The organism is Caloramator sp. mosi_1 (assembly GCF_028622835.1).
In the GTDB taxonomy this organism is placed as follows: Bacteria; Bacillota; Clostridia; order Clostridiales; family Caloramatoraceae; genus Thermobrachium.
The window spans coordinates 310,847-333,180 of sequence record NZ_CP117677.1; the positions used below are offsets into that span (position 1 = coordinate 310,847).

Consider the following 22,334-nt stretch of genomic DNA (forward strand, 5'->3'; position numbering starts at 1 on the left):
TAAAGCAATAGTTTTTAGGTGATTGACATTAATTCTTGCATATTATAACATATAAAATAGGGGAAAATTATAAGGATGGGAAGTGAAGCTTTATGGCAAAGGAAACTAAAATTTCAATGGCAGTTATCAGAAGATTGCCAAAATATCACAGGTATTTAGGTGAACTTTTAAGAAAAGATATAGATAGAATATCCTCAAAGGAGCTTTCTGAGAAAATCGGATTTACTGCTTCTCAAATCAGACAAGACTTAAACTGTTTTGGTGATTTTGGACAACAGGGATATGGATACAACGTTAAGGATTTATATGACCAAATAGGTAAGATACTTGGACTTGATAAAAATTACAAAACAGTTATTGTTGGTGCAGGTAACATAGGGCAAGCTGTTGCAAACTATGCGAAATTTGAAAAATTGGGATTCCATCTACAGGCTATATTTGATAAAAATCCAAAGCTTATTGGAATTAAAATAAGGGATATCGAAGTTAAGGATGTAGATTGCCTTGATACATACCTTAAAGAAAATACAATAGATATAGGTATTATATGTGTTCCAAAAGAACACGCTCAAACAATTGCAGATATAATGATTAAGAATGGTATTAAAGGTATATGGAATTTTGCTCCAACAGATTTAAGTGCACCAGATGATGTTATAGTAGAAAACGTACATCTAAGTGAAAGCTTAATGATATTAAGTTATAGACTAAATGAATCTGAATTATTTAAAGAATAAAGTGGGTTAATTACCCACTTTATTCTTACATACTTTTGAATTGTATCTCTTAACTCCTCAATTGAAAATGGCTTTTGTATTATCTCATCTATATATTTCTTATCTGATTCATTTAGATTGCCCAGCCATCCTGTCATTAATATAACTGGTATCTCCTTTTTCTGTTTTATCTTTTCAGAAAGCTCTGCTCCTGTACAGTTTGGCATAGCAAGGTCGCACATTACTGCATCAAAGTCATATTTATCAATAAGTTCAAGTGCCTTAGTATCATCTACCACATAAATTGAATCGTGTCCAAGATTCTTTAACATCTCAGATACTGCCTCAGCAACTGGCTCTTGATCATCTATAACCAATACTTTATAGCTTTCCTTTTCTTCACAATGCTCACTTAAATATTCTCTATTCAATCCTGAACCCTTTGCAGGTAACTTAATCTCAAACTCTGTCCCTTCATTTACTTTACTTGATACATCAATATATCCATCCAATTCCTTTATTATTGAGTATACAATGGAAAGTCCAAGCCCATTTCCACGCTCATTTTTGTTGTAAAGAAGGGCTCAAATATCTTTTCTTTAACTTCCTCTGTCATACCCACTCCAGTATCCTTTATCTTTACTACTATATTTCCCTTTTATTAAAGGACTCTATCTTTAAAAATCCACCATTTGGCATAGCATCTATAGCATTAGAAATTATATTTACAAATACTTCCCTAAGCTCTGTTGCTGTACCTTCTACAAAACCCTTTGCCTTTAAATCTAACTTTACTTCTATGCTCTTTTTGCTTATTTGAGATTCGTAAGTCCACTTTGGTTTTGTAATCTCAACAGATTGAATTATTATTCTGTTTATATCACAAAGCTCTTTTTCCTTGTGCTTTGTTTTTGAAAACTCCTGTATTCTCTTTACTATTTTTGCCCCATCCTTGGCACTTTCCTCAATAAGTTCAATATATCTATTAAGTATAGGATCATCTATGTTATTCTTTAAAATTTGTATATATCCTAATATAGGAGTAAGTATATTATTAAACTCGTGAGCTATACCTCCTGTTAGCTCTCCAAGTGCCTGCATCTTTCTTGATTGAATTAAACTGTCCTGTATCTTTTTATATCTTCTAAATTCAACAAGCATTTTACCTATTGTTTGGCATACCATATATAAAAATTCTGAACTATCTTCAAAGGAAAAGTATTTATCTTGACTTGATAGCCACATACAACCTAATATATCATCATCGAACTTTATAGGAATTATTATAAAGGACAATAAATTATTTTTTCCATTACTTCCTTTATTGGACCCGACACATTCTTTGTATGGTATACCAAGCAATTTAATTTAGAAAACGTAGCCTTTGGATTGTAAATTCCTCTTTCTAACTGTTCCTTATAGGTGTTAATTAAATCCTCAGTGATATTATAGGATATTATATAATCTGATTTAAAATCCCTTGGAAGTTCATTTTTCTCAAATAATACGATAAAACCTCTATTTGCTGATATAGAACTGCATATTATGTTTAATGCCGTCTCTAATATCTCACCTTCGTCCTTTTTATAGGATAGTTCTCCTGATAATTTACTTATAAATTTATATACTTTGTTTTCTCTTATTACCTTTTCTCTCTTTTTAAAAATTCCTGTACAATTCCTAAAGTTTCTTCCTTTGTAAAGGTTTCTTCATCACTTAAGTGTACATATACTTCATCGTTGTTTTTATATATAAAATTTGGGTTTAAATGGGTTATTGCAAAAAGTGCATCTACTCCGAATTTATCTATGTTATAACAGCTTATAGCCGATACTGGATAACTCTCGAATATATCACTTAACTCCTTTTCGTAGTTATATAAAAATTCTTCGTCATAATCGCTATGGCAAAAGGCCTCTCTATCTGAAATAATTGCTATTCCGTCATACCCGTCCACTACTGCATCCTTTGCCATATCTTTTATGTTTTGATAAGCTGAATTAATACTATTATTTACAAAAAGAGCTGTGAAGATTGAACTATTAACCTATTACTTGCAATAAGCTCAATCATATCTAAATTAACCTGTTTAAGATAAAAATCAAGGCTTGCTAAAACATCTCTATCAACAAAATAATAACACTTTCTATTATTTCTGATTCCCCACGATATAAACGCCGCAATTACGTCATACGCATAGTCATCGTCGGTGTTAATTAGGGTATACCTAACACCTCTTTGGAAGTATTTATCATAATCCATTCGATTTCCCCTAATTCAACACAAGAATAAATTATTATTTTACAAACACACTAATTATATAATATAACATTTTTGCTAAGATGGAAGTTTTTTTGTACTTTTTAGACTATTTTCTATGATTTTCTCTATTTTTCTTGTATTACTTAATAAATTCTTTTTATTTGATTTGAGTTTTAAAATGTAAATTTGAATAAATTATATTTTGTTTATTCAAAAATTAAGTTATATCCACATTGTCCACAATATTATCCACAGCTTTTGTGGGTTATTTTATGTAATTTTTCAGGGTTTATCCACTTTATCCACATATATAATGTTAACATATCCAAAATATCCACAATTTCTACAATCTTTGTCCTATTTTTAATGAGGGATATGCATTAAGCCCTAAATTCGACACATAACCAGCATTATAATTATAATATCCTGCACTTGCTATCATTGCAGCATTATCTGTACATAGACTTATTGGAGGATAGTAAAAATTAATTCCATTTTTCCTGCACTCTTTTTCTAATGTATCTCTTAGCTTGGAATTTGCTGCAACACCACCTGCAAGACAAATTATATTCATATTGTACTTTTTAGCTGCCAATACCGCCTTTTCAGTTAATATTTCAACAACAGACCTTTGAAAGCTTGCTGCAACATCCTCCCTCTTTATTTCTTTTCCTGTCATTTGCATCTTATTTAAATAGTTTAAAACTGCAGACTTAAGTCCACTAAAGGAAAAATCAAAACTTTCATCCTCAAGATATGCTTTAGGGAAGTCAACAGCATACTCGTCTCCTTCTTTTGCTAATGCATCAATTAAAGGTCCACCAGGATAACCAAGACCTAAAGCCCTTGCAACTTTATCATAGGCCTCTCCAGCCGCATCATCCCTTGTTCTTCCTAATACTTCAAACTCAGTATAATCCTTAACAAGCACAAGATGTGTATGCCCACCAGAAACTATTAGACATAAGTACGGTGGTTTCAACTCTTTATGTGCTATGTAGTTTGCTGCTATATGACCTTCTATATGGTTTACACCTACAAAGGGTTTATTTAAAGAAAGTGCTAATCCTTTTGCATAGGACAACCCTACAAGAAGTGCTCCTACAAGACCAGGGCCATAGGTTGCAGCAATTAAGTCTATATCTTCAAAGGATATATTTGCTTTATCAATTGCCTCTTTTACAACGTTACTTATAACTTCAACGTGTTTTCTTGAAGCAACTTCTGGAACAACACCACCAAATTTTTATGAATATCAATCTGTGAAGATATTACATTTGATAGAACTTCTCTTCCATTTTTAATTACTGCACAAGATGTTTCATCACAGCTTGATTCTATTCCTATAACAATCAAATCCTTCATCTGTATCTCTCCTTACTTATTTTCATTTTAATTATACCCCAAAATGCTTTTTATACAACCTTTATTTTATGTGAAACTAAGAATACTATAAGCAAATTTGTATTTTCTATTTCATCCCCATTTATTATATTTAACATAAATTGATTTTGTTCGACATTTTACATCAAATTTTTACAAAAATTAATACACAAAGTTAATGATTTATGTTATTATAATTATGCGGCAACAAACAAACCCCAACCCATTTACCCATTTCCGGGATCCCCCGGGCTTTTTTATATAAAAATAAAGGTGTCAAATTTGACACCTCAGATTGTTGACAAACACAAAAGATGCATTGATTATGAAATTGCCCCTTGAAAGAATTTCAAATTGGCATATTTCATAAGCTTTAGCAAGTGTTGCTTTTCGACTTTGAAAAGTCCGTAATTCGGCACACGATGTGCCGAGCCGAGCGGCCCTCACGGATGAGGGCATCGCGAGGGTAGGACTTTTCAAACAAAGAAAAGCTTAGACTTGCTTAGCGAAATGAAGGAATGCCAAGGAAATCCTTCAAGGGGCCAAACATATTATAGCTTTTTCAACAGCCTCAGGTGTCAAATTTGACACCTTTTCACTCCTCCCAAAGATCTCTTTTAGAAGTTGAAATCGCAACAGCTCCATTTGAAAGAGCACTTATTATATCAGTTTTATCACATATGAGCCCACCAACTATAACAGGTATATTTATTTTCTTATGTATAATTCCAATAACTTTGCTTGCAAGTCCTGGCATAATCTCAACTGCATCTGGCCTCTCATCTAAAATACTCTTTATTCCAGTGTCTAAAGAGCGAGAATCCAGCATAAATAACCTCTGAATAGCTACAAGTCCCTCATTTTTAATTGATTTTATAAGAGAAGGCTTTGTTGTAATTATTCCATCCACTCCGGCTCCCTTTAAAAATTTTACTGCCTCCTCATCCCTTCCTAATCCATCAACAAGATCTATATGTACATAAACCTTCTTGCCAGCATTCTTCAATTTATATACTACATCCTTAATCGTTAATATACTACCGAACAACATAAAAATTACCTTTACATCTGTTCTTATAACATATTCTATATCTTCTTTATCCTTTATAGCTGCAATTATCGGATTTTCATCAAGATATTCTATTATCCTGCTCATTTTGCTCCCCCAAACTCTCATTATATTCTTCTATAAGCTTCTCAATCTTATCTTTACATCTTCTCCCTTTACAGGGGCCAGTCGTTGCCCCTGTAACCTTTATCACATCATCCAGTGTTTTTGCTCCATTTTCTATAGCCTTTTTAATGTTCAATCTTGATATAGACTTACACACACAAACTTTTGTTAACTTATCCAATATTGAATTATTTAAATCGTTATTCACAGTTACACTCCTTTAATGTTAATTTTATCCACATATGTTAATAAGTTTGTGGATAATTTTTAGAAAATTATTTAAATATATAATTAATCTTATCCTCCAACTCTTTATACATTTGATATGAATTTAAATCTGAAAATACATCTAATATTTCTAAATAGTACCACTTCTGTTCATCATACCCTGCGTTAAACATCGTCCATAGTTTATCCTTCATATTGTTATAATCCTCTACCATACTTCTTACATTACTTAATTTATCTGCACAGGATACCATCTTTACATCAATGGAAGCTTTTTAAGTTTTTCTATTGCATCCTGTTTTCTTTTCTTCCACGTGCTTATCTTTTCACTCCTGGTTAAACTTCTATTAACCATTAATTTTTCCTGCTCTGTTACAGCCAAAACTAAATCAACAACTCTCTTTGAAAAATTTGTTTTTATTAATTTTAAAAGTTCCATTCTTCCTGTTGTTATATCTTCTAATGTATCGTGAAGTAGGCCTGCTGTTACTAAATCATCATCCCCACCATTTTCCAAAAGTATTACTGCCACCTCAATAGGATGAATTATATATGGTGCACTTGAACCTTTTCTCCTTTGATTTTTATGAACATCCCAAGCAATTTTAAGTGCTAAACTATTCATATCCCCACCACCAACGTTTTATAAAGCACTCAATTTTTTTATATACTATATATTATTCAAAATAGTACTTAATTCTAAAACTTAGACCAAATACAAAGTTTTTAAATTTATATATGAAGTACACTTTTTATTATTATATACCATAATTTACTAAAATAAAACTTTATTTTCCCATAAAATATTACTTATATCTTGTATTCGGCAAGTAATGCCGAAAGACATTGGAATTAAAGGATTTTTGTTCAAAAATTAAAAGAAATCATCCCTTTTAAGTGTTAAAATATAATTGCAAAACTAAAACACAAAAGGGTGATTTCTATGGATAGTTTACAACAAAATCAAAAAATTTAAAGAAGAAAATTAGATTTTTGAACATGAAAGCAAAATTTAATGATACCAAAGTTACTTCTGTAGCAACTTTTTCTTATGTGGAATCCTTTAAACAAATAATAGGATTACCAACTATTTTAGAAAAAGGCGTAACCTATAAGAAGGCCGCTAATTCTACTTTTAATACTGCAGAAATTATAGAATACATGATTGATGCAAATATTCTTGGTTTCTCAAGATTTATGCACATTGAAACATTAAGAAATGATGAAGGATATAAAAAGTTTAAAGGTGTAGATAAATTACCCAGTGAAAAAGTATGTAGAGATCTCTTAAAAGCTTTACCAACAGAAACTTTAGAAGAATTAAGAACTATAAATAAAAAATACTTGACTTAAAGTCTTCAACTGAAGATGTACGCGAGGTTTGTATTAATATTGATGATACTGTTATAACTATCTTTGGTAATCAAGAAAAATCAGGAATAGGATATAATCCAAGGTACAATGGAAGACCATCATTTAAAGAAAAAGTTGGGTTTATTTCAGGAACTGATGAATTACTTAACATTACTCTTGAAAATGGTAGACACCATAGTAATTATAAATTTTTAGATTTCTTTAAGAGTTGTGTAAACCAGCTTCCTTCAAGATATATTCTTAAAAGAGTTAGACTTGATAGAGGTTTTTTGATGAAGAAAACTTTTTATATTTTGAAGATAATGGAATAGAATATGTTGTTAAATGTAAAATGTATTCTACTGTTAAAATGATAATAGATTTTATAAATAATAATCCAAAGGATTATATATGGCACGATATAAGTTCTACTTTATCTGTTACAGAAATTACAGTTCCATTGCCTAAATGGCAAAGAGCAAGAAGATTTGTGATTATAAGAGAAAAAATTATTCCAAAAAATATGAATCAGTTAATGTTCGAAGAATGTAAATATAAATATCAAGCAATAGTAACAAATATAAATTATTTAACACCTGAAGAAATATTTCAAGATTATAATCAACGATGTGATGTTGAAAATAATATAGATGAAATAAAAGAAGGCTATGCCTTTAGCGAAAATAGTTTAGTAAATCATAAATGCAATGAATTGTACCTTTTAATAAAAATGATAGCATATAACATTCATAACTGGTTTAAACAAGCAATCATGCCTAAGGAAGTACAACATCATGAAATTAGTACATTAAGAAGAATATTTTATAGAGTTTGTGGTAATGTTTGCGGCAGCAAATATTATAGATATTTAAGTTTTTCAAATAATTGCTTATTAGAAAAAATCATTACTCATATTCAAAAACAAATACATATTTTTAGTAGAAAAATGATAACAGTTTATACTTAATAGTAAAATAAAAACAATAAATTCCCTTAAAAATCCAAATGTTATTTGGGTTTATTAAGTATACTCAAAAAAGACCTAACGGTATAAAATATCATAATAAATGTAAATTTATTCATAAAGAAAACAAAAATGGCAAGTAGAAACTTTTTTAAAATTTACTTGCCGAATTCAAGTTAAATTAATTCCCTTTAGTGCATCACTTTTTGTATCATTAATACAATAACTCTTTTTCAAATTTTTAATTTCAATCACACTAACACTCCTTTACAAATATAAAATTGTTATTTTATTGTATAAATTATATATTTTTCCTAAATGTATAATAAAAAACCTCTTGATGAAAGAGGCACTCCTCTCTCATCTTTCAGCTTTCGCTGCAGGATTTGGCACCTTGCCTTCGCAGGTTGCCGGGTTTCATCGGGCCAGTCCCTCCACCTCTCTTGATAAGAGCATTTTATTTAATTCTTGATTTAGATTATATAAACAATTGCAGGTTTTGTCAACACTATTTTTCATTTTTTGTTTTTTATGATTAAAAAATCATTCTATAAATTTTAGCCCCTTGAAATGAATTTCAATAGGCTGTTGCTTTAAATGCCAATAAAATCCTTCAAGGGGCTACTCAAATCAAAATCATTCAGTTTTATATTATTCCTCTTTTCCTTGATCTTCTGTTGCATTATTTTGCTGAAGATCTGTTTTCATACCTTCTTTTTACTTTTTCTTTCTTCAAACCTCTGTTTTATTTTCTCCCTCTTTTCCTTTACCTTTTCCTTTATCACTTCTTTTCTTACTTCTTCTTTTATTTCATTTTTACTTCCTTAACATCCTTTTTATTTATTAAGTTTCTGTTTAGTTCTCTTTCAACCTGCTTTGCTTCTTCCTTTGTAATTGTTCCATTCTTTACTTCTTCCTTTAAAACTTCCCTTGTTTGCTTTCTTAATTCATTTCTTGTTTTTACAACTTCCCTTGCCTGTTCTCTTAGTTGTTTCATTTCCTCTTTCTTAGACTCAAGTGCTGTTTGAGCTTGTTTTAGAGCTTCTTCTGCCTTTTTATTTCCTCTTCATTATTTGATTCCTTTGCTAACTCTAATGCCTTTTTGCTTCAATTGCCTGTTTTCTTATATTAAACATCTCTTGCTTTTTGTTTATTATACTTAATACTGTCTCCTTTTTTGTGTCTGAAGTTCAATAACATTTTGTATTGTTGGCTTTGCATTGTCTGATACCTTTTCTTGTATTTTAGTTAAAACTTCAATTGAATTCTTATATCTTGTTTCTATTCTATTTTTTAATTCATTAACTTTTTCTTCTACTTCTTTTTAACTTCCTCATCCTTTTGTTCTTCAGATACTATATTTTGTACTATCTCCTGTGCATCATTCATCTTATTTTGATACTCTTCTACAGTGGTCTTCACAAGCTCTTCCTTACCTTCCTCTGCCATAACCTGTGCCTCTACAAGTCTCTCCTCTGCAACATCCGCTGTAACTTCTGCCTTTTTCTCTTCATCAAAAGTTAATGAGATTTTTACTTCATCAATAAGCTTATCTACAGGATAAAGAATGCTGTCTGGTGTTATTCCAGCATCTACACCTTGAACATCCGCCTTTGCTATTGTAATATTAAACATAAGTAATAGTGCTGTTGAAAATGCTAAATACTTTTTCAATTTTATCTACCTCCCTAAATTTTAGTTTTCACCTATTAATACGTCTGTTTTATTTTTTTAGGGGGCTAAAATAAATTTTTTACCCTATAAAAAATTATATTTTTTCGTATTATTTAATGAAAGGGGAAGAAGATGCTGCAGGACAGAGACAAATTAATAGAGCAAAATAAAGATTTTATATATAAAATCGCGTCAAGTATATGTAAAAGAAGACTCTCCTGGGAAAATGATGATGAGCTTAGTATCGCACTTATTGCTTTTAACAAATCTATAGAAACCTACGATAAAAAAAGGGCAATTTTTTCTCCTATGCAAAAATGATAATTAAAAATGCACTTATAGATTATTTCAGAAAATGTACAAAAACATAAGTGTTTATCTTGGAGATGAAGAACTTATTACATTAGAGCATAAAAGTTCAATTGAGAGGTATGAAATAGAGGAAGAAAACAAAATAAGGGCTCAGGAAATAGCATTATTCACATTAAAGCTAAAGGAGTATGGAATAAGTTTCTCTGACCTTGTTAACAATTCCCCAAACATAAGGATACAAGAGAGGAGTTAATTAATGTTGCCTTTTTAGTATCAAGGCAACCTAATATTGTTGAAAAACTAAGCAAAACAAAACAACTTCCAATTAAGCAAATTTGCCTATTAACTACAAAGAGTGAAAAATTTATAGAAAAATGGAGAAGGTATTTAATAGCACTTATTTTAATTTTAATAGATAGTGACTTAATGTATTTAAGGTCATACCTTAATATAAAGGTAGGTGATAAAAATGATTAAAAAGGAATTATTGTTGAGGTTAATGGGAAAGACGCTGTTCTATTTACTCAAACAGGTGAATTTATAAAATTTAGGTCTAAAGAAAAGGTAGAAATAGGTCAAGAGTACACATATAAAAAGACTGATTTAAAACCACTTTTAATAGCGGCTTCGCTTCTTTTATGTATATTACTTGGTTCTTTTGTTACAATATACAACCAAGTTTATGCGTCTATAACCGTTACAATAAACCCTCAATTTAAAATAGATGTTAATAGGTTCAACAGGATTATAAATGTAGTTCCCCTAAACAAAGATGCAGAAAATATATTAGCTTCTGTTAAATTAAGAAACAAAAATGTAGACGATGGGCTTATCTTAGTTATAAAAAAGCCAAAGAAAAGAAATATATAACCGAGGAATACTATAACAATAAAAGTAAAAGAATTAATATAGAGATAAATAAAGGTGATGTAAAATTAACTAAATTTACATCGGAACTAAAAAGAGAAAAATTAAATTTTGAAAAGGTTTATGTTAAGCTACAAAAATCCAAGAAAAAAGAAATAACCGTGAGTTAATAAAGGAAAAACTGCAGGAAAAGAATATGCCTATTCAAAACCGTAAAAATGATAATAATCAGAAGGAAAATAATAAGAAGAAGGATCTAAGAGATACTACGAATAGTTTCAATAAAGGAGATAATGCCGATAGTTCAATTAAAGAAAAAGTAAAGGAAAAGATAAAAGATAAAATTAAAGAAGAGATAAAAAATAAAAGAAACGAAACCATACAAAATAAGATTCCACCAAAACTTCAAAATAGATTAAGGGACAAAAAGCAAAATTAGGATTAAGGGGTTTAAATAACCCCTTTTGCATACTGATATCCTAAATTAAATAGGTTGGTACAAAACTCACTTGTGAAATTTACTGTATCCTCTGGTTTTACTTCAAAATTAGGTAATAAAACAACAATGTCTTCTTTTTATAAAATTGGTATATATACTCTGGTACTTGAAAATCATTGGATAGTGCAATTATAAAAATTTTATCTACCCTATCATTAATAAAGGGTTTGAGTAAACAATTATTAAGTATTCCTCCATCTAACTTATATCCATCATATTTGCCCTCCTGAAGGTCTATCTTAAACTGTTCAAATAATATTTTAGCACTAACCTTATCAGGTTCACCATCATAGTTGTAGGGCAATAACGAACTTGCCTTTACAGCCTCTAAGGCCTTCTCTTTATCAAAATTTTTAATATCTACAACAACTTCACTTATACTACAACCCTTAACCTCAACATAATTTACATAAAAAGAATCAATACTGTTATCATATCCCTCAAGTTTTTCTAATTCCTGAATAACTCTTCTATTTTCTACAACCATATTCAAAGAATCGAAATATTTGTTCATACACATACTAAGCCAAAAACTATACATCTCTTCATAGGCATTCTTTAGCATAAAATACCCATTTACTGCACCTATAGAAGTTCCTGTAACAACCGAAAAGTTAAAACCCTTTTCCTTAAAATATTTTAGTATTCCTGCTTCATAGGCGCCCTTTGCACCACCACCTGTTAAACATAAGCCATATCTCATTTTCTCACCCCCATCTTTCTTAAGAATATTATATCAAATTTATGAATTTTTGTAATGATTGGTATAACTTTTAACTATTTGTTCATAAAAATATGTCGAATTGTGTGTCAAAAACACAGAGAACGAATAATATGTATTAGGAAAAAGTAATAAACTAAAAAGTTGTTAATAGAACATAGCTAAAAGAAAGGTGGTGAACAGTATGAACAACTGCTGTGATTTCAGTTATAATCCTTGCTGCTCTATTAAAAATATACTTGAGATGTTAAGAGGACAGTGCTGTATAATTGTATTAAAAAATGGTAGAGCTGAATGTGTAAAGGTTTTAACAGTTTGTGATAATATATTAGTATGTGAAATTGCAGGATGTGGTTGCCCAGTTAAGTTTGTAGACATCCACTGTATATGTGAGGTAATCACTGACTGTAGAAAGGTTTTAGGTGCTTTCCTTAAATAACACTTAAGCGGCAATAATGCCGCTTTTTTATTTATACCTTCCTGTAGACCTAATCTTTGTATTAATCACAACCTCTATTTCACTATCCTTAAAGGATTCTCTTATCTTATCTTCATTTTCACGTCCATATTTTGCTATTGCATATTTTTGTATATCAAATACATCAATTTCATAATCATTCTTTGCTCTCTCTACTATTTTATTAAGATTTTCAATTAAATTATTCGTTAATTGCACTTCTATTTCATCTAAAATCTTCTCTACGTCATTCTCTTCATTAAAATTAAATGTATTAAGTTTGATTTCTCCTTGAAGGCTTAATTTAATTGTGTATTTCAATTTTCCATCTGCCTTATCAACATAAACCTTCCTCTTAGTAATGCATTCAACATCAACGGCACTTTTATAATCCTCCATCACTAATGAAATATTTCCTTTTACATCAGAATTTCTAAGCATATTTACATAAACAGCCTCTTCAATAGGAATTATTTTTTTAGTCTGTCTTTATCAAAAACAGCTATTCCTGCTATCCTTATTGTTGAATCTTTTTTTCGATAACAGGTATTACAATATTTCTTCCCTCTTGATAATACATATTGGCTAAATCCTTAACACCCGCATTATTGGTAAAAAGTTTGCACTGTAGGAAGCCTCAATAAGCTCCTTAACTTCATCTGCCATTGTACTTTCTTCCTTTGGTGTTTGTGCAAATATATCTTTACAGCTTCCCTTTGACACAACCATAATTGTATTTAGGTTTCTCTCTTGATCTCTAATGCAGGTATCAATTATATCTTTAATACCTAATTTAGCCCTCTCTTCACTTATAACATAGGCTCTAATTGTACCTAATAAGTAATTCTTCTTTAAATTTAACTGCCTATAGCTGTTTGCATCATATATAGTTTTTCCAACCTCTAAGCTAACACCTCTATCAATTTCCCTTTGACCTCTAAAGACTAAATACTCTGCAATATTTTCTATCTTCTTTTTATCATCTGAAGTATCAAAACCAATTCCTACTATAACAGATAGCTTTTCAACAGGTACTTTGTTGTAGCATCCAGTAAGTAACAACATAAAAATTAGTACTATACATATTTTACTTTTTTCATACCTTTTCACCTTCTTATATAGGCTCAACACATACGCAACCACAAGCCAAATTAATATGAAACCTACTAAGTAGGGCATTATTTTATCAGTTAAATTACTTCTTTTGTATTCAGGAACCATTAATAAAGAGACAGTTGCAACAATTAAAGAAGATATAATGCAGGATTTTTTATAGGATATCTTGGTTGCCTCTGAAAAAAATATGTTGCTCCAAAGTGCATACAGGCTGCAGTTTGGAATATTTTATTACCCCAAATAAATATAAAGAGGGGTTCAAAATTTGAGATAACTGGGATCTCAGTTGTTGCAACAAGATATAAGAAGGGGTATTGAAGTTGTGAAGTAAGCCTCCAGCCCATATAAAGTATAGTTACAATTGTAATAAAGGTATATAGAACTGTTGTAAATATGCAGGCTGTAATTCCTGCCCCTTTGCTCCAATTTTATTTGTAATCATTGGTATTATTGCAATGGAAAGCTCAACTCCTGAATATGCAAAAAGGTTGTAGGTACTGCAGTAAACAATGAACCATAGTTGTTTACTAAAGGTAGAACATTTGTAACATCACCTTTGTTTATAAAATAAATAGGAATTAAAAATATAAATATAGTTAGATAAAAAACGAGTTCACTCAACCTTGCAACTATCTTTAGTCCATCAACTGAATTGTAGTAAATTAAAAGGGCTGTTAAAAATATGAGTACATATGGTGACAAAAATTTAACAGTAGAGAAGGTAAGCTCATTAGCAAGTCCTGATATTACTGCACCTTCAAGAAATAAAAAGTTTAAAGAAAATATAATTGTAAATATCTTTGTTAAAAACTTTCCAAAAATCTCTTCACTTGCCTGTGTGTATTCAACAAAATTTAAGTTTTTATATATTTCGTAGCTTAACACAACACAAAGTATTGGATATATCCCTGCGATAATTACAGCAATCCACCCAGACTGCTGTGCCTTTTTGTAACACCAGCTGCTAAACTAATTACCCCAATTCCTATCATTGCACTTTGAATTACAAAAAGTATTGGTTTCTTGTTATTGTATTATTTTTATTCATCTTTATTCCTCCTAGATAAACTAGGTTTTAAACTAACCGGCTCACTAAATACTTTTCTTATATTGGCTCTTATAAATACATCTCCAAAGTCCTTAAATCTTGATGGTGCCATAGGTGAAAAATATGGAATTCCAAAGGAATCAAGCTTAACTAATGCTACAAGTAAAATGTAAAATCCAACTAATATACCATAAAATCCAAACATTTGTGCAAGTATAAGCAAAGGAAATCTTAAAAATCTAATACTTAAGGCCATTTGGTAATTAGGAATTAAAAATGTAGAGACAACTGTTATTGCAACCACAAAAAGTGTTGCGTGACTAACAAGATTGGCTCTTGTTGCCGCATCTCCAATAACAATACCACCAACTATTGCAAGGGTTGTTCCAACAGGATTGGGAAGCCTTACTCCTCCCTCTCTTAAAATTTCTATACAAAGTCCCATAGCAAGTATTTCTAAAAAGGTGGTAGTGGAATACCCTTTCTTGAGTCTATAATTACCATCATAAGCTGATATGGAAATAGCTCTGCATTATATAAAAGAAGGGTTAAATATATTGGACCTAATATCAAAACTGTAATTACTGCCAAAAATCTTGTTATCCTTGAAAAGTTTGATATTACTAACCTTTCAGAATAATCCTCAAACCCTTGGAAAAACTCAACAAAAGTCGCAGGTACAATTAATGCAGAGGGAGATTCTGCTGTAAATATTGCTGCCTTACCCTCTAATAAATCAAATACAACCTTATCAGGTCTCTCTGTGTTTTTGACTGGGGAAACAGATTATAGGGCCTTCTTTCGATAAATTGTTCAAATACTCCTGTTGTTAGCATTGCTGGTGCCTTAACAGTCAATACCCTTGAGCGAATCGTGCTTAAAAGCTCTTTATCTATTACATCGTCTAAATATACCAAGGCACATTCTGTTCTTGTCTTTTCACCTACAACAAACCTTTCAATCTTTAAGGAAGGGCTTTTTATCTTTCTCTGTATTAATGTTAAATTTAAGTTTATATTTTCTGTAAAACTCTCTCTTGTACCTAAAATAGATTTTTCTGATGTTGACTCCTGTATATCCCTATATTTTGGATTTATAGTATCTACAATCATTGCACTTTTTATCCCATCTACTATAACAGCAGTTTTACCGCTTAGCAATTCTTCCCCAATTTCCTTTGCATTGTTATTTAATCTAAAACTACTGATAATGAGGTATTTCTTAGATACTTCATACAAATCCTCTTCCTTTTTTATGTCTTTATCTACTTTATATAAAAAGGTTTTATAATTGCTTCTTCAACATAATTTTTATCAGCAAGTCCATCTAAAAAAAGGACGTAGGCACTTATTTTACCATTTATCAAAATTTCCTTTTAATAAAATTGGTGTTTTGAGCAACATAATTTGATATCAAAGTTAAATTTTTATTGAAGTCCTCCACCAAAACCTGCTCAATCATAATATCACCTCTATTTTTAGTTTTCCATTAAATTTCAAAATAATACCATAGAAATAAATACGAATTAAAATTTCACTAATGCTAAAAATATAGATATGAGCATAATTAAATAAAAAATAAAACAACAAAAGTTAAATTATTACAATTTTTATTAAGCGTAGCTTAACTATCAAAAATGGAATTTAAATTGAAATGAAAGAAACAAAAAAGGGTAGACTATCCCCTTGGTGAAATTGATGCTTAAAAATTTTGATATAACTTAGTTTAAGCTGTCCTTTTAATCCCGATAGGGATTTGTATTTATCAACACAGCCAGATTTTATAGCAGCAATTGCAATAGTTAAAAGACAAATATGTCCGATTGTATTTAGATTAGCAACAGAGTTAATATTTTTAACATAAGCTTGCTCAGTATTTAGATTCTTCCATCTAGAATTGTATCTTTCAGATTCAGTTCTAAGACTGTATATTTTCTTGAAAAATATAGAATCACGATTTATGGAAGATCTATAATCAGTGCCAATACTTATGTATTTTACACAACCTCTGTTTTTCTTACCGTTAAAGAATTTTTCGTGGTTACATGGACATAAAGAATCATCTTTAGAAGTTCTAAAAGGACAGCAAAACTTTTGTTTAATATAGGAATCAAAATATTGTTTGCCATCTTTATGCATTGCTAATCCAGCATCGCATATTACATTACCTGTGGATGTTAAGTCTTTAGGCTTTCTTCCACGTTTATTTAATGCAATGAAAGCTATGACCTTTAAGGGTATTACGAATAAAGTCATGATTTTGCTTTGAATCATAGCCTTTATCAGCAATAATATAACTACCTTTGAGTGGGAACCACTCATTTGTATCAGATAGGATTTCTGTAAAGTTAGAAATTTCATTGACATCAGCGGTTGTAGTAAATTCAGCAATGGGAAGACCAGAGATAGCATCACAAATAACATGATTTTTGTATCCCCAGTAGAATTCATATTTTTTCTTTGAATTATTAGGTTTATCTTCTGAAACTTGAACATTCATAGAGTTATTAGCAGTATGAACACCTAATTTACAATCTTTATCAGAAGAAGGCGGGTTATTTTTAGAAAACTTGTTATTTGCGAAGCATTTAGGATTATTAAATTTAGTGTTAGCTTTAACAGGCGTTGCATCAACTGATATAAAGTTGTTGTCAATAAATCCTAGTTCTTTAAGAATATTAACTTGATTTTTCATGATTTCCTTAAGATAAGAGTTAGATAAATTTTTAATAAATCTCTGAAAAACTGAGTATGAAGGCAAAGGCTTAAGAATATTAAAACCACAAAGCTGAGCAATGATTAGATTATTTTCTAGAAAATCTTTTAGGTCAGTAATTTTGCCGAACTTCTCACATTTCATAACAATAAAGGCTCTAAAAGAGCATGGCGAGAATAGCCATTAGGACCATATTTAGAAGGAATCCTATCGGGTAATATAGATAAATCAAGACTATCAAAGATTTTAGTATAAAAATTGATAAGTTTTTGAGAAGTAAAAAGTTCAATTATATTAAATATTTCTTGACGTTGGTACATAGAGATTTCCTCCTTATTGTTTTTGTATTATGTGTGGTTATATAGTATAATTCGACAAAAAGAGAGGAAATCCTATGACATAAATTTGAGTGATAAAAAATTTGGCCCTATCGGGCTAGTAAAATCAAGGTCTTTGAGTTATGCTCAAGGCTACTAAAAATATTATAAAGGGGTGATATTATGTACAACGATTCTGAAATAGTTGAAAGAATCAGAAATCTTTTAGAGGATGAACTGCAAGAACTATCCTACGATATAAAGGTGAGATGTGTTGACGGCCACGTAACAATTTCTGGAATAGTGGACACTCTATCGGAAAAAACTAAAATCGAAGAACTTGTGAGAAGAGTAGATGGAATTAAAAAGCTTGAAAATTCTCTTACAATATCTACCGATGGGACATTTACAGATAAAGAGGCAGAATTTGAAGTTATAAACAAGCTTAGAGATAACCCAGACCTTAATTCTGTAGGTGTCAAGGTTGAGGGTGGTACAGCAATACTTATGGGTACTGTTGATACAGCAAAGGTAAAAAGACAGGCTATGGAAACTGCAAAGGAGGCCTTTGGCGTAAAGGATGTAGTATCAAATATGAAGGTAAAGGATGCTGGCCAAATCGATGATATCACCTTAACTAATAAAATTGTAGAAGAACTTAGAAATCACGGTATAAGCAACAATGACCTTAATATTTCTGTAGAGGATGGATTGGTCAGGCTTTCTGGATTTGTAAACGGAAGAAATGAAATGGAGATGGCAGTAGAAATAATAGAGGAGATTGAAGGAGTAAAGAAGGTAAGAAACCTCCTAAGAACAAGAAAATAAATAGGGGCTCTAATTAGCCCCTAATTTATCCACTCAACTTTATTTTTACCATTATTTTGCTCTATATAATGCAGAATCTGCAAGTTTAAGTACATTAACAAATTCATCTTTATAATTAAATTCAACTGCTCCTATGCTTACTGTAACTTTTATGTCCTTTTCACCTATCTCCTTTGACCAATTATATCTCTCAATATCTTGTCTTATGTTTTCTGCCAACGAAACAGAAAAGGCTTTCGTTTTTTCACAAAATACAACAAATTCCTCACCGCCATATCTTGCTGCTATACAATTTTCTGGGAGCCTTCTATTTATAATATTTGCTGCATTTTTAATACTACATCACCCACAATATGTCCAAACCTATCGTTTATGCTTTTGAAATTATCAAAATCAATTATAAAAAGTGTATAGTTATCTTTTTATTATATGCATTTAATACATAACTATCTAAAAATCTTCTGTTATATAGTCCTGTAAGTGGGTCCTTTATTGAATTTATGTAAATACTGTTTTGCTCTGCTGAAAGCTCATAGGCCATATAAAATAATATAAGCATTATTGCATAGCTGTTATAATGAAAAGCATTGTATTTCTTAATTATTGATAAATCTATCAATATATCGTGCAGTATCATTAATATAGAAACAGAATATACAATTAAATATATATACCTGTTCCTTAGAATATATCTTTTATAGGCACAAATTGAAATATAAATTATATAGACAATAGCAATTAAAACAATAAATTCAAACTTTTTTCTATAATATGTTAATTTGTAAATATCATTTGATAGTAGCATCATAATGACAATTACAAATAAATATGTAGTTCCTAAATATTTAATTATCCCATTATCCTCTATTCCATAATTCTTATTTAAAAACAAAACATAAGATATTACTGATATATAAAGAGCTGAAAATATAAGCTTTTGAAACCCTAAATATCCAAATATACTACTTGTAACAAAATAATTTGAGTAATATATAGCAATGCAAATTAGTGTTAAGGAAAAATATAGGTATTTTTTATTAAACCTATTTAATCTATACATATTGACAAAATATGCAGCAACTATGAAATTTATAAGAGCTAATGAAAAATATATAGCCATAAAATAACTATTTACAAACTTATCCTTTTTATCAAATCCTTTACTGGACCTATATAAATATCTTGACTTGAACCATATTCATAGGAAGATTTCATAAAAATTTCTATTACATTTTCTGAATCTAAATTAATAAATTCTTTAGGTATAAAATATGTATATCTAATATTCCAATCATTATATATAAAATCATCAAAGGGTGATTCTCCTATTAAATGTCCATTAATATAAACTTTATGTCCTAAAGGTATTCCTCCTAAAGACAATGCTATATTTTCACCCTTTAATCTATCAGAAAAATAAAAACTTCTTTTAAATTTAACTATCTTGTTTTGCTTTTCCTTCTCATTTAAAACACTTTTAATCTGTATATCTTGTTCAAAATAATTTGTTCCATCAAAGGTAACCTTCCAATCATCCCTTAAATCTATATATGTATTTTTTCTCTCTATCACCTTATTTTCATACCTATAAAAAATTAATAAAATACTCGATAAAACCATTACTATAGCAAGTACCTTGAATAGCCTCTTCAAGAAATTCTTCCCCTTAAAAAATATGGTTATATTTAATTAATTCTATAATTTCATAAAAATTCCTTCTAAAACTACAAAAATGTTAAACAACCTATAAGGGGAAGCATATCTTTTTGAATACAATATAAAGTTTATACATTCCTTTAAGAGGATTTTCAAATAATAACTTATTTTACAACCTTAAGGGTACTAATTACTATTTTTTATTATTCTACCTTTCCCTTCATAACATCATCTATTCTTCTATTTATTGTATCTATAGGTGCCTCTAACATCATCCTCCCATATCTAAAATTCTGCAGCTGCTGCCTCTATTATAACCGCTAAGTTTCTACCTGGTTTAACTGGCATTCTGAGTCTTCTTACTGGTATGTTCAAAATGTTAATATATTCAGGCGTACCTATTCTATCAAAATCATCCTCATCTCTCCATTTTTCTAAATGGATAACTAAATCAATTGTTTTTTCCTCTAAAATTGAACTTAATCCATATAGGGATTGTATATTTATTATCCCAAGACCCCTAACTTCTAACATACCAGATGTTATGTATGGGCTCTTGCCGTATAAAACTCCATCCACCAATTTAATTTCAACAGCATCATCACTAACAAGCATATGTCCTCTTTTTATTAGTTCAAGAGCAGCCTCACTCTTACCTATACCGCTTTCACCTGTAATTAAAATTCCTATTCCATAAACATCCACTAAAACTCCGTGCATTGTAGTAGTTTTTGCCAATGCTCTATCTAAGTAGTTAATTACCTTATTAACAAGCCTTGTTGTTACTCTTGTACTTCTTAAAACCCATATACGTTTTTCTCTTGCAAGTTCCATAAACTCCCTATGTGGTTGTAAATTTCTTGAAAATATTATACAGGGTAAATCATATTCAAAATATTTTTCCAGCCTTTCTCTTCTAACTTCTGGTTCTAAGTTATTTAAGTAGTGCCATTCGGCATTTCCTACTATCTGAATTCTTGTATTGACAAAATAGTCATAGTAACCCACAAACTGCAGACCCGGTCTTATTATATCGTTGCAGTTTATCTCTCTATCTTCATTTCTCTCCACTAAAACCTCAAGATTTAAATCCTCAATAAATTTTTTATGGTAATTGGCATAATATTCCTCCTATTTTAATTTTGCTATTAAAAACATTATCTTCATTCCCATTGATGAAAATTTTGTTTCATATTCTGTCATAATGTTTTCCTTAAAATCACTATTATGCAAATCATAGGTTAAATATCGAATATCAAACCCTGCCTCTTTAAAATACTCAATCGAGTCATTAAAAAATCCTCTTGGTCTGTCTTAAACCAAATCTCACTTTCACTTTTAAAAACTTCTTATATCTTTCTAAGAAAGTTGTATACGTCAATCTCCTTTTATTATGTCTTTTTTAGGCCAAGGAGTAGAAAAATTTAAATATATTCTTGATACTTCATCTTTGTCAAATATATTTTCAATAAAGGCAATTTCCATTGGAATAAGTGCCACATTATTTATTTCTTTGTTATTTTCTGCAAAAACTTCTTCAACCCTTCTTTTTGCATAAACAAGTACTTCATCCTTAATGTCTATTCCTATAAAGTTTTTATCTTCCTTCTTTACTGCATTTTCTGCAATAAACTTGCCGCGTCCACATCCTAATTCTAAATATATTTCATTATCGTTTTTAAAGAAATCCTTCCATTTACCTTTATATTGAGATGGATTTGTCACAACAAATTTGCAAGCCTCAAGTTCTGGCCTTGCCCAAGGTTTCTTTCTTAATCTCATATATTCCTCCTATAGTAAAGTAATAAAAGACTGCACCTTTATTATATCAAAAATTCATTTTTTAGTGTATTAAAACATATATTAATTTTGATTATTTTGTCGAATAAAAATGCTATGAAAAGTTTTATTACTTTTCATAGCATAAATACTTGTTTGGTGCGGGTGACAGGATTCGAACCTGCACGTTTAAAACGCTGGAACCTGAATCCAGTGCGTCTGCCAATTTCGCCACACCCGCCTTTTAGGTATTAACTTAATTTGT

General features: G+C 30.0%; 26 protein-coding genes, 1 tRNA gene, 8 pseudogenes and 1 riboswitch. Of the genes and pseudogenes, 8 read left to right on the forward strand and 27 right to left on the reverse strand.

The window, feature by feature from the left end; translation table 11 throughout:
• Window positions 1-92: 92 nt before the first annotated feature.
• The gene (locus PL321_RS02170; protein WP_273963303.1) at window positions 93-737 is read left to right on the forward strand and encodes a redox-sensing transcriptional repressor Rex; all 645 of its coding nucleotides are present in this window, start codon (window positions 93-95) and stop codon (window positions 735-737) included.
• Here the strand turns inward: PL321_RS02170 and PL321_RS02175 are convergent.
• The 10 genes and pseudogenes from PL321_RS02175 to PL321_RS02220 all read right to left on the reverse strand — a co-directional run bounded on the left by PL321_RS02175 (window position 701) and on the right by PL321_RS02220 (window position 6,388).
• Window positions 701-1,228, reverse strand: coding sequence for a response regulator (locus PL321_RS02175; RefSeq protein WP_337961034.1), 528 nt, complete (start codon window positions 1,226-1,228; stop codon window positions 701-703). The genes PL321_RS02170 and PL321_RS02175 overlap by 37 nt on opposite strands.
• Window positions 1,217-1,332, reverse strand: a pseudogene (locus PL321_RS19410) (ATP-binding protein); the annotation flags it as partial. The pseudogene PL321_RS19410 and the gene PL321_RS02175, both read right to left, overlap by 12 nt.
• Window positions 1,333-1,361: 29 nt before the next feature.
• Entirely contained in the window at window positions 1,362-2,012 is a 651-nt protein-coding gene (locus PL321_RS02185) for a sensor histidine kinase (protein ID WP_273963304.1), read from the reverse strand.
• Window positions 2,013-2,358: 346 nt separating this feature from the next.
• Window positions 2,359-2,751 (reverse strand): MEDS domain-containing protein, encoded by a 393-nt coding sequence (locus PL321_RS02190; protein WP_337961035.1) that lies wholly within the window; start codon window positions 2,749-2,751, stop codon window positions 2,359-2,361.
• On the reverse strand, window positions 2,730-2,978 hold the full coding sequence (locus tag PL321_RS02195) for a hypothetical protein (RefSeq protein ID WP_273963305.1): 249 nt from the start codon (window positions 2,976-2,978) through the stop codon (window positions 2,730-2,732). Before PL321_RS02195 ends, PL321_RS02190 begins: the two co-directional genes overlap by 22 nt.
• 343 nt (window positions 2,979-3,321) lie before the next feature.
• A pseudogene (gene tsaD, locus PL321_RS02200) lies at window positions 3,322-4,343 on the reverse strand (tRNA (adenosine(37)-N6)-threonylcarbamoyltransferase complex transferase subunit TsaD).
• A 613-nt stretch (window positions 4,344-4,956) separates the two neighbouring features.
• The gene (locus tag PL321_RS02205) at window positions 4,957-5,517 is read right to left on the reverse strand and encodes a glycerol-3-phosphate responsive antiterminator (RefSeq protein WP_273963306.1); all 561 of its coding nucleotides are present in this window, start codon (window positions 5,515-5,517) and stop codon (window positions 4,957-4,959) included.
• Complete coding sequence (locus PL321_RS02210) at window positions 5,492-5,743, reverse strand: (2Fe-2S)-binding protein (RefSeq protein ID WP_273963307.1); 252 nt, start codon at window positions 5,741-5,743, stop codon at window positions 5,492-5,494. Before PL321_RS02210 ends, PL321_RS02205 begins: the two co-directional genes overlap by 26 nt.
• A 67-nt stretch (window positions 5,744-5,810) precedes the next feature.
• Window positions 5,811-6,017, reverse strand: coding sequence for a hypothetical protein (locus PL321_RS02215; RefSeq protein WP_273963308.1), 207 nt, complete (start codon window positions 6,015-6,017; stop codon window positions 5,811-5,813).
• A gap of 2 nt (window positions 6,018-6,019) precedes the next feature.
• Window positions 6,020-6,388: an HD domain-containing protein gene (locus PL321_RS02220; RefSeq protein ID WP_273963309.1), complete on the reverse strand. Its 369-nt coding sequence runs from the start codon at window positions 6,386-6,388 to the stop codon at window positions 6,020-6,022.
• A gap of 359 nt (window positions 6,389-6,747) precedes the next feature.
• Here PL321_RS02220 and PL321_RS02225 point away from each other — a divergent pair.
• Window positions 6,748-8,083 (forward strand): annotated as a pseudogene (locus PL321_RS02225) (IS1380 family transposase).
• A 354-nt stretch (window positions 8,084-8,437) separates the two neighbouring features.
• Window positions 8,438-8,533, reverse strand: a riboswitch (SAM riboswitch).
• 352 nt (window positions 8,534-8,885) lie between these two features.
• Here PL321_RS02225 and PL321_RS02230 read toward each other — a convergent pair.
• Both PL321_RS02230 and PL321_RS02235 read right to left on the reverse strand, forming a co-directional pair.
• Entirely contained in the window at window positions 8,886-9,077 is a 192-nt protein-coding gene (locus PL321_RS02230) for a hypothetical protein (RefSeq protein WP_273963310.1), read from the reverse strand.
• 317 nt (window positions 9,078-9,394) lie between these two features.
• On the reverse strand, window positions 9,395-9,754 hold the full coding sequence (locus PL321_RS02235) for a DUF5667 domain-containing protein (protein WP_273963311.1): 360 nt from the start codon (window positions 9,752-9,754) through the stop codon (window positions 9,395-9,397).
• Window positions 9,755-9,886: 132 nt separating this feature from the next.
• Here PL321_RS02235 and PL321_RS02240 point away from each other — a divergent pair, with 132 nt between their 5' ends.
• From PL321_RS02240 to PL321_RS02250, 4 genes are all read left to right on the forward strand, one after another.
• Window positions 9,887-10,075, forward strand: a complete 189-nt coding sequence (locus tag PL321_RS02240) for a sigma factor (protein ID WP_273963312.1) — start codon at window positions 9,887-9,889, stop codon at window positions 10,073-10,075.
• 34 nt (window positions 10,076-10,109) lie between these two features.
• Complete coding sequence (locus tag PL321_RS02245) at window positions 10,110-10,319, forward strand: hypothetical protein (RefSeq protein WP_273963313.1); 210 nt, start codon at window positions 10,110-10,112, stop codon at window positions 10,317-10,319.
• Window positions 10,320-10,552: 233 nt separating this feature from the next.
• Complete coding sequence (locus tag PL321_RS20740; protein WP_443110719.1) at window positions 10,553-10,936, forward strand: anti-sigma factor domain-containing protein; 384 nt, start codon at window positions 10,553-10,555, stop codon at window positions 10,934-10,936.
• A gap of 193 nt (window positions 10,937-11,129) precedes the next feature.
• Window positions 11,130-11,372, forward strand: a complete 243-nt coding sequence (locus tag PL321_RS02250; RefSeq protein ID WP_273963314.1) for a hypothetical protein — start codon at window positions 11,130-11,132, stop codon at window positions 11,370-11,372.
• A gap of 97 nt (window positions 11,373-11,469) precedes the next feature.
• Here the strand turns inward: PL321_RS02250 and PL321_RS02255 are convergent, their stop codons facing one another.
• Complete coding sequence (locus tag PL321_RS02255; protein WP_273963315.1) at window positions 11,470-12,135, reverse strand: patatin-like phospholipase family protein; 666 nt, start codon at window positions 12,133-12,135, stop codon at window positions 11,470-11,472.
• A gap of 202 nt (window positions 12,136-12,337) precedes the next feature.
• Between PL321_RS02255 and PL321_RS02260 the strand changes: the two genes are divergently transcribed.
• A complete protein-coding gene (locus PL321_RS02260) occupies window positions 12,338-12,592 on the forward strand; it encodes a hypothetical protein (RefSeq protein WP_273963316.1) in 255 nt (84 codons plus the stop codon).
• Window positions 12,593-12,619: 27 nt separating this feature from the next.
• Here the strand turns inward: PL321_RS02260 and PL321_RS02265 are convergent, their stop codons facing one another.
• The 8 genes and pseudogenes from PL321_RS02265 to PL321_RS02305 all read right to left on the reverse strand — a co-directional run bounded on the left by PL321_RS02265 (window position 12,620) and on the right by PL321_RS02305 (window position 17,809).
• A complete protein-coding gene (locus PL321_RS02265; RefSeq protein ID WP_337961036.1) occupies window positions 12,620-13,084 on the reverse strand; it encodes a Ger(x)C family spore germination C-terminal domain-containing protein in 465 nt (154 codons plus the stop codon).
• Window positions 13,085-13,195: 111 nt separating this feature from the next.
• The gene (locus PL321_RS02270) at window positions 13,196-13,831 is read right to left on the reverse strand and encodes a Ger(x)C family spore germination protein (RefSeq protein WP_273963317.1); all 636 of its coding nucleotides are present in this window, start codon (window positions 13,829-13,831) and stop codon (window positions 13,196-13,198) included.
• Between the two features lie 23 nt (window positions 13,832-13,854).
• Window positions 13,855-14,133 (reverse strand): GerAB/ArcD/ProY family transporter, encoded by a 279-nt coding sequence (locus tag PL321_RS20745; protein ID WP_443110720.1) that lies wholly within the window; start codon window positions 14,131-14,133, stop codon window positions 13,855-13,857.
• 40 nt (window positions 14,134-14,173) lie between these two features.
• Window positions 14,174-14,665 (reverse strand): annotated as a pseudogene (locus tag PL321_RS02275) (GerAB/ArcD/ProY family transporter); the annotation flags it as partial.
• Window positions 14,666-14,766: 101 nt separating this feature from the next.
• Window positions 14,767-16,012: pseudogene (locus PL321_RS20750) on the reverse strand (spore germination protein).
• A 405-nt stretch (window positions 16,013-16,417) separates the two neighbouring features.
• Window positions 16,418-17,029: a hypothetical protein gene (locus PL321_RS02295; protein WP_273963320.1), complete on the reverse strand. Its 612-nt coding sequence runs from the start codon at window positions 17,027-17,029 to the stop codon at window positions 16,418-16,420.
• Window positions 16,977-17,633: a transposase gene (locus tag PL321_RS02300; RefSeq protein WP_273963321.1), complete on the reverse strand. Its 657-nt coding sequence runs from the start codon at window positions 17,631-17,633 to the stop codon at window positions 16,977-16,979. Before PL321_RS02300 ends, PL321_RS02295 begins: the two co-directional genes overlap by 53 nt.
• Window positions 17,630-17,809 carry a hypothetical protein gene (locus PL321_RS02305; protein ID WP_273962636.1) on the reverse strand — a complete coding sequence of 60 codons (180 nt, stop codon included), beginning with the start codon at window positions 17,807-17,809 and terminating at the stop codon, window positions 17,630-17,632. Before PL321_RS02305 ends, PL321_RS02300 begins: the two co-directional genes overlap by 4 nt.
• Window positions 17,810-17,989: 180 nt before the next feature.
• Between PL321_RS02305 and PL321_RS02310 the strand changes: the two genes are divergently transcribed.
• Window positions 17,990-18,634, forward strand: a complete 645-nt coding sequence (locus PL321_RS02310; RefSeq protein WP_273963322.1) for a BON domain-containing protein — start codon at window positions 17,990-17,992, stop codon at window positions 18,632-18,634.
• Window positions 18,635-18,685: 51 nt separating this feature from the next.
• Here the strand turns inward: PL321_RS02310 and PL321_RS02315 are convergent.
• From PL321_RS02315 to PL321_RS02345, 6 genes and pseudogenes are all read right to left on the reverse strand, one after another.
• Window positions 18,686-19,035: pseudogene (locus tag PL321_RS02315) on the reverse strand (GGDEF domain-containing protein).
• Entirely contained in the window at window positions 19,032-19,694 is a 663-nt protein-coding gene (locus PL321_RS02325; protein ID WP_273963323.1) for a hypothetical protein, read from the reverse strand. Before PL321_RS02325 ends, PL321_RS02315 begins: the two are co-directional and overlap by 4 nt.
• Before the next feature lie 71 nt (window positions 19,695-19,765).
• A complete protein-coding gene (locus PL321_RS02330; protein ID WP_273963324.1) occupies window positions 19,766-20,287 on the reverse strand; it encodes a hypothetical protein in 522 nt (173 codons plus the stop codon).
• Between the two features lie 206 nt (window positions 20,288-20,493).
• Window positions 20,494-21,388 (reverse strand): annotated as a pseudogene (gene hprK / locus PL321_RS02335) (HPr(Ser) kinase/phosphatase).
• Between the two features lie 33 nt (window positions 21,389-21,421).
• Window positions 21,422-22,072: pseudogene (trmB, locus tag PL321_RS02340) on the reverse strand (tRNA (guanosine(46)-N7)-methyltransferase TrmB).
• A 154-nt stretch (window positions 22,073-22,226) separates the two neighbouring features.
• Window positions 22,227-22,310 (reverse strand) — tRNA-Leu (locus PL321_RS02345).
• Between the last annotated feature and the right edge of the window lie 24 nt (window positions 22,311-22,334).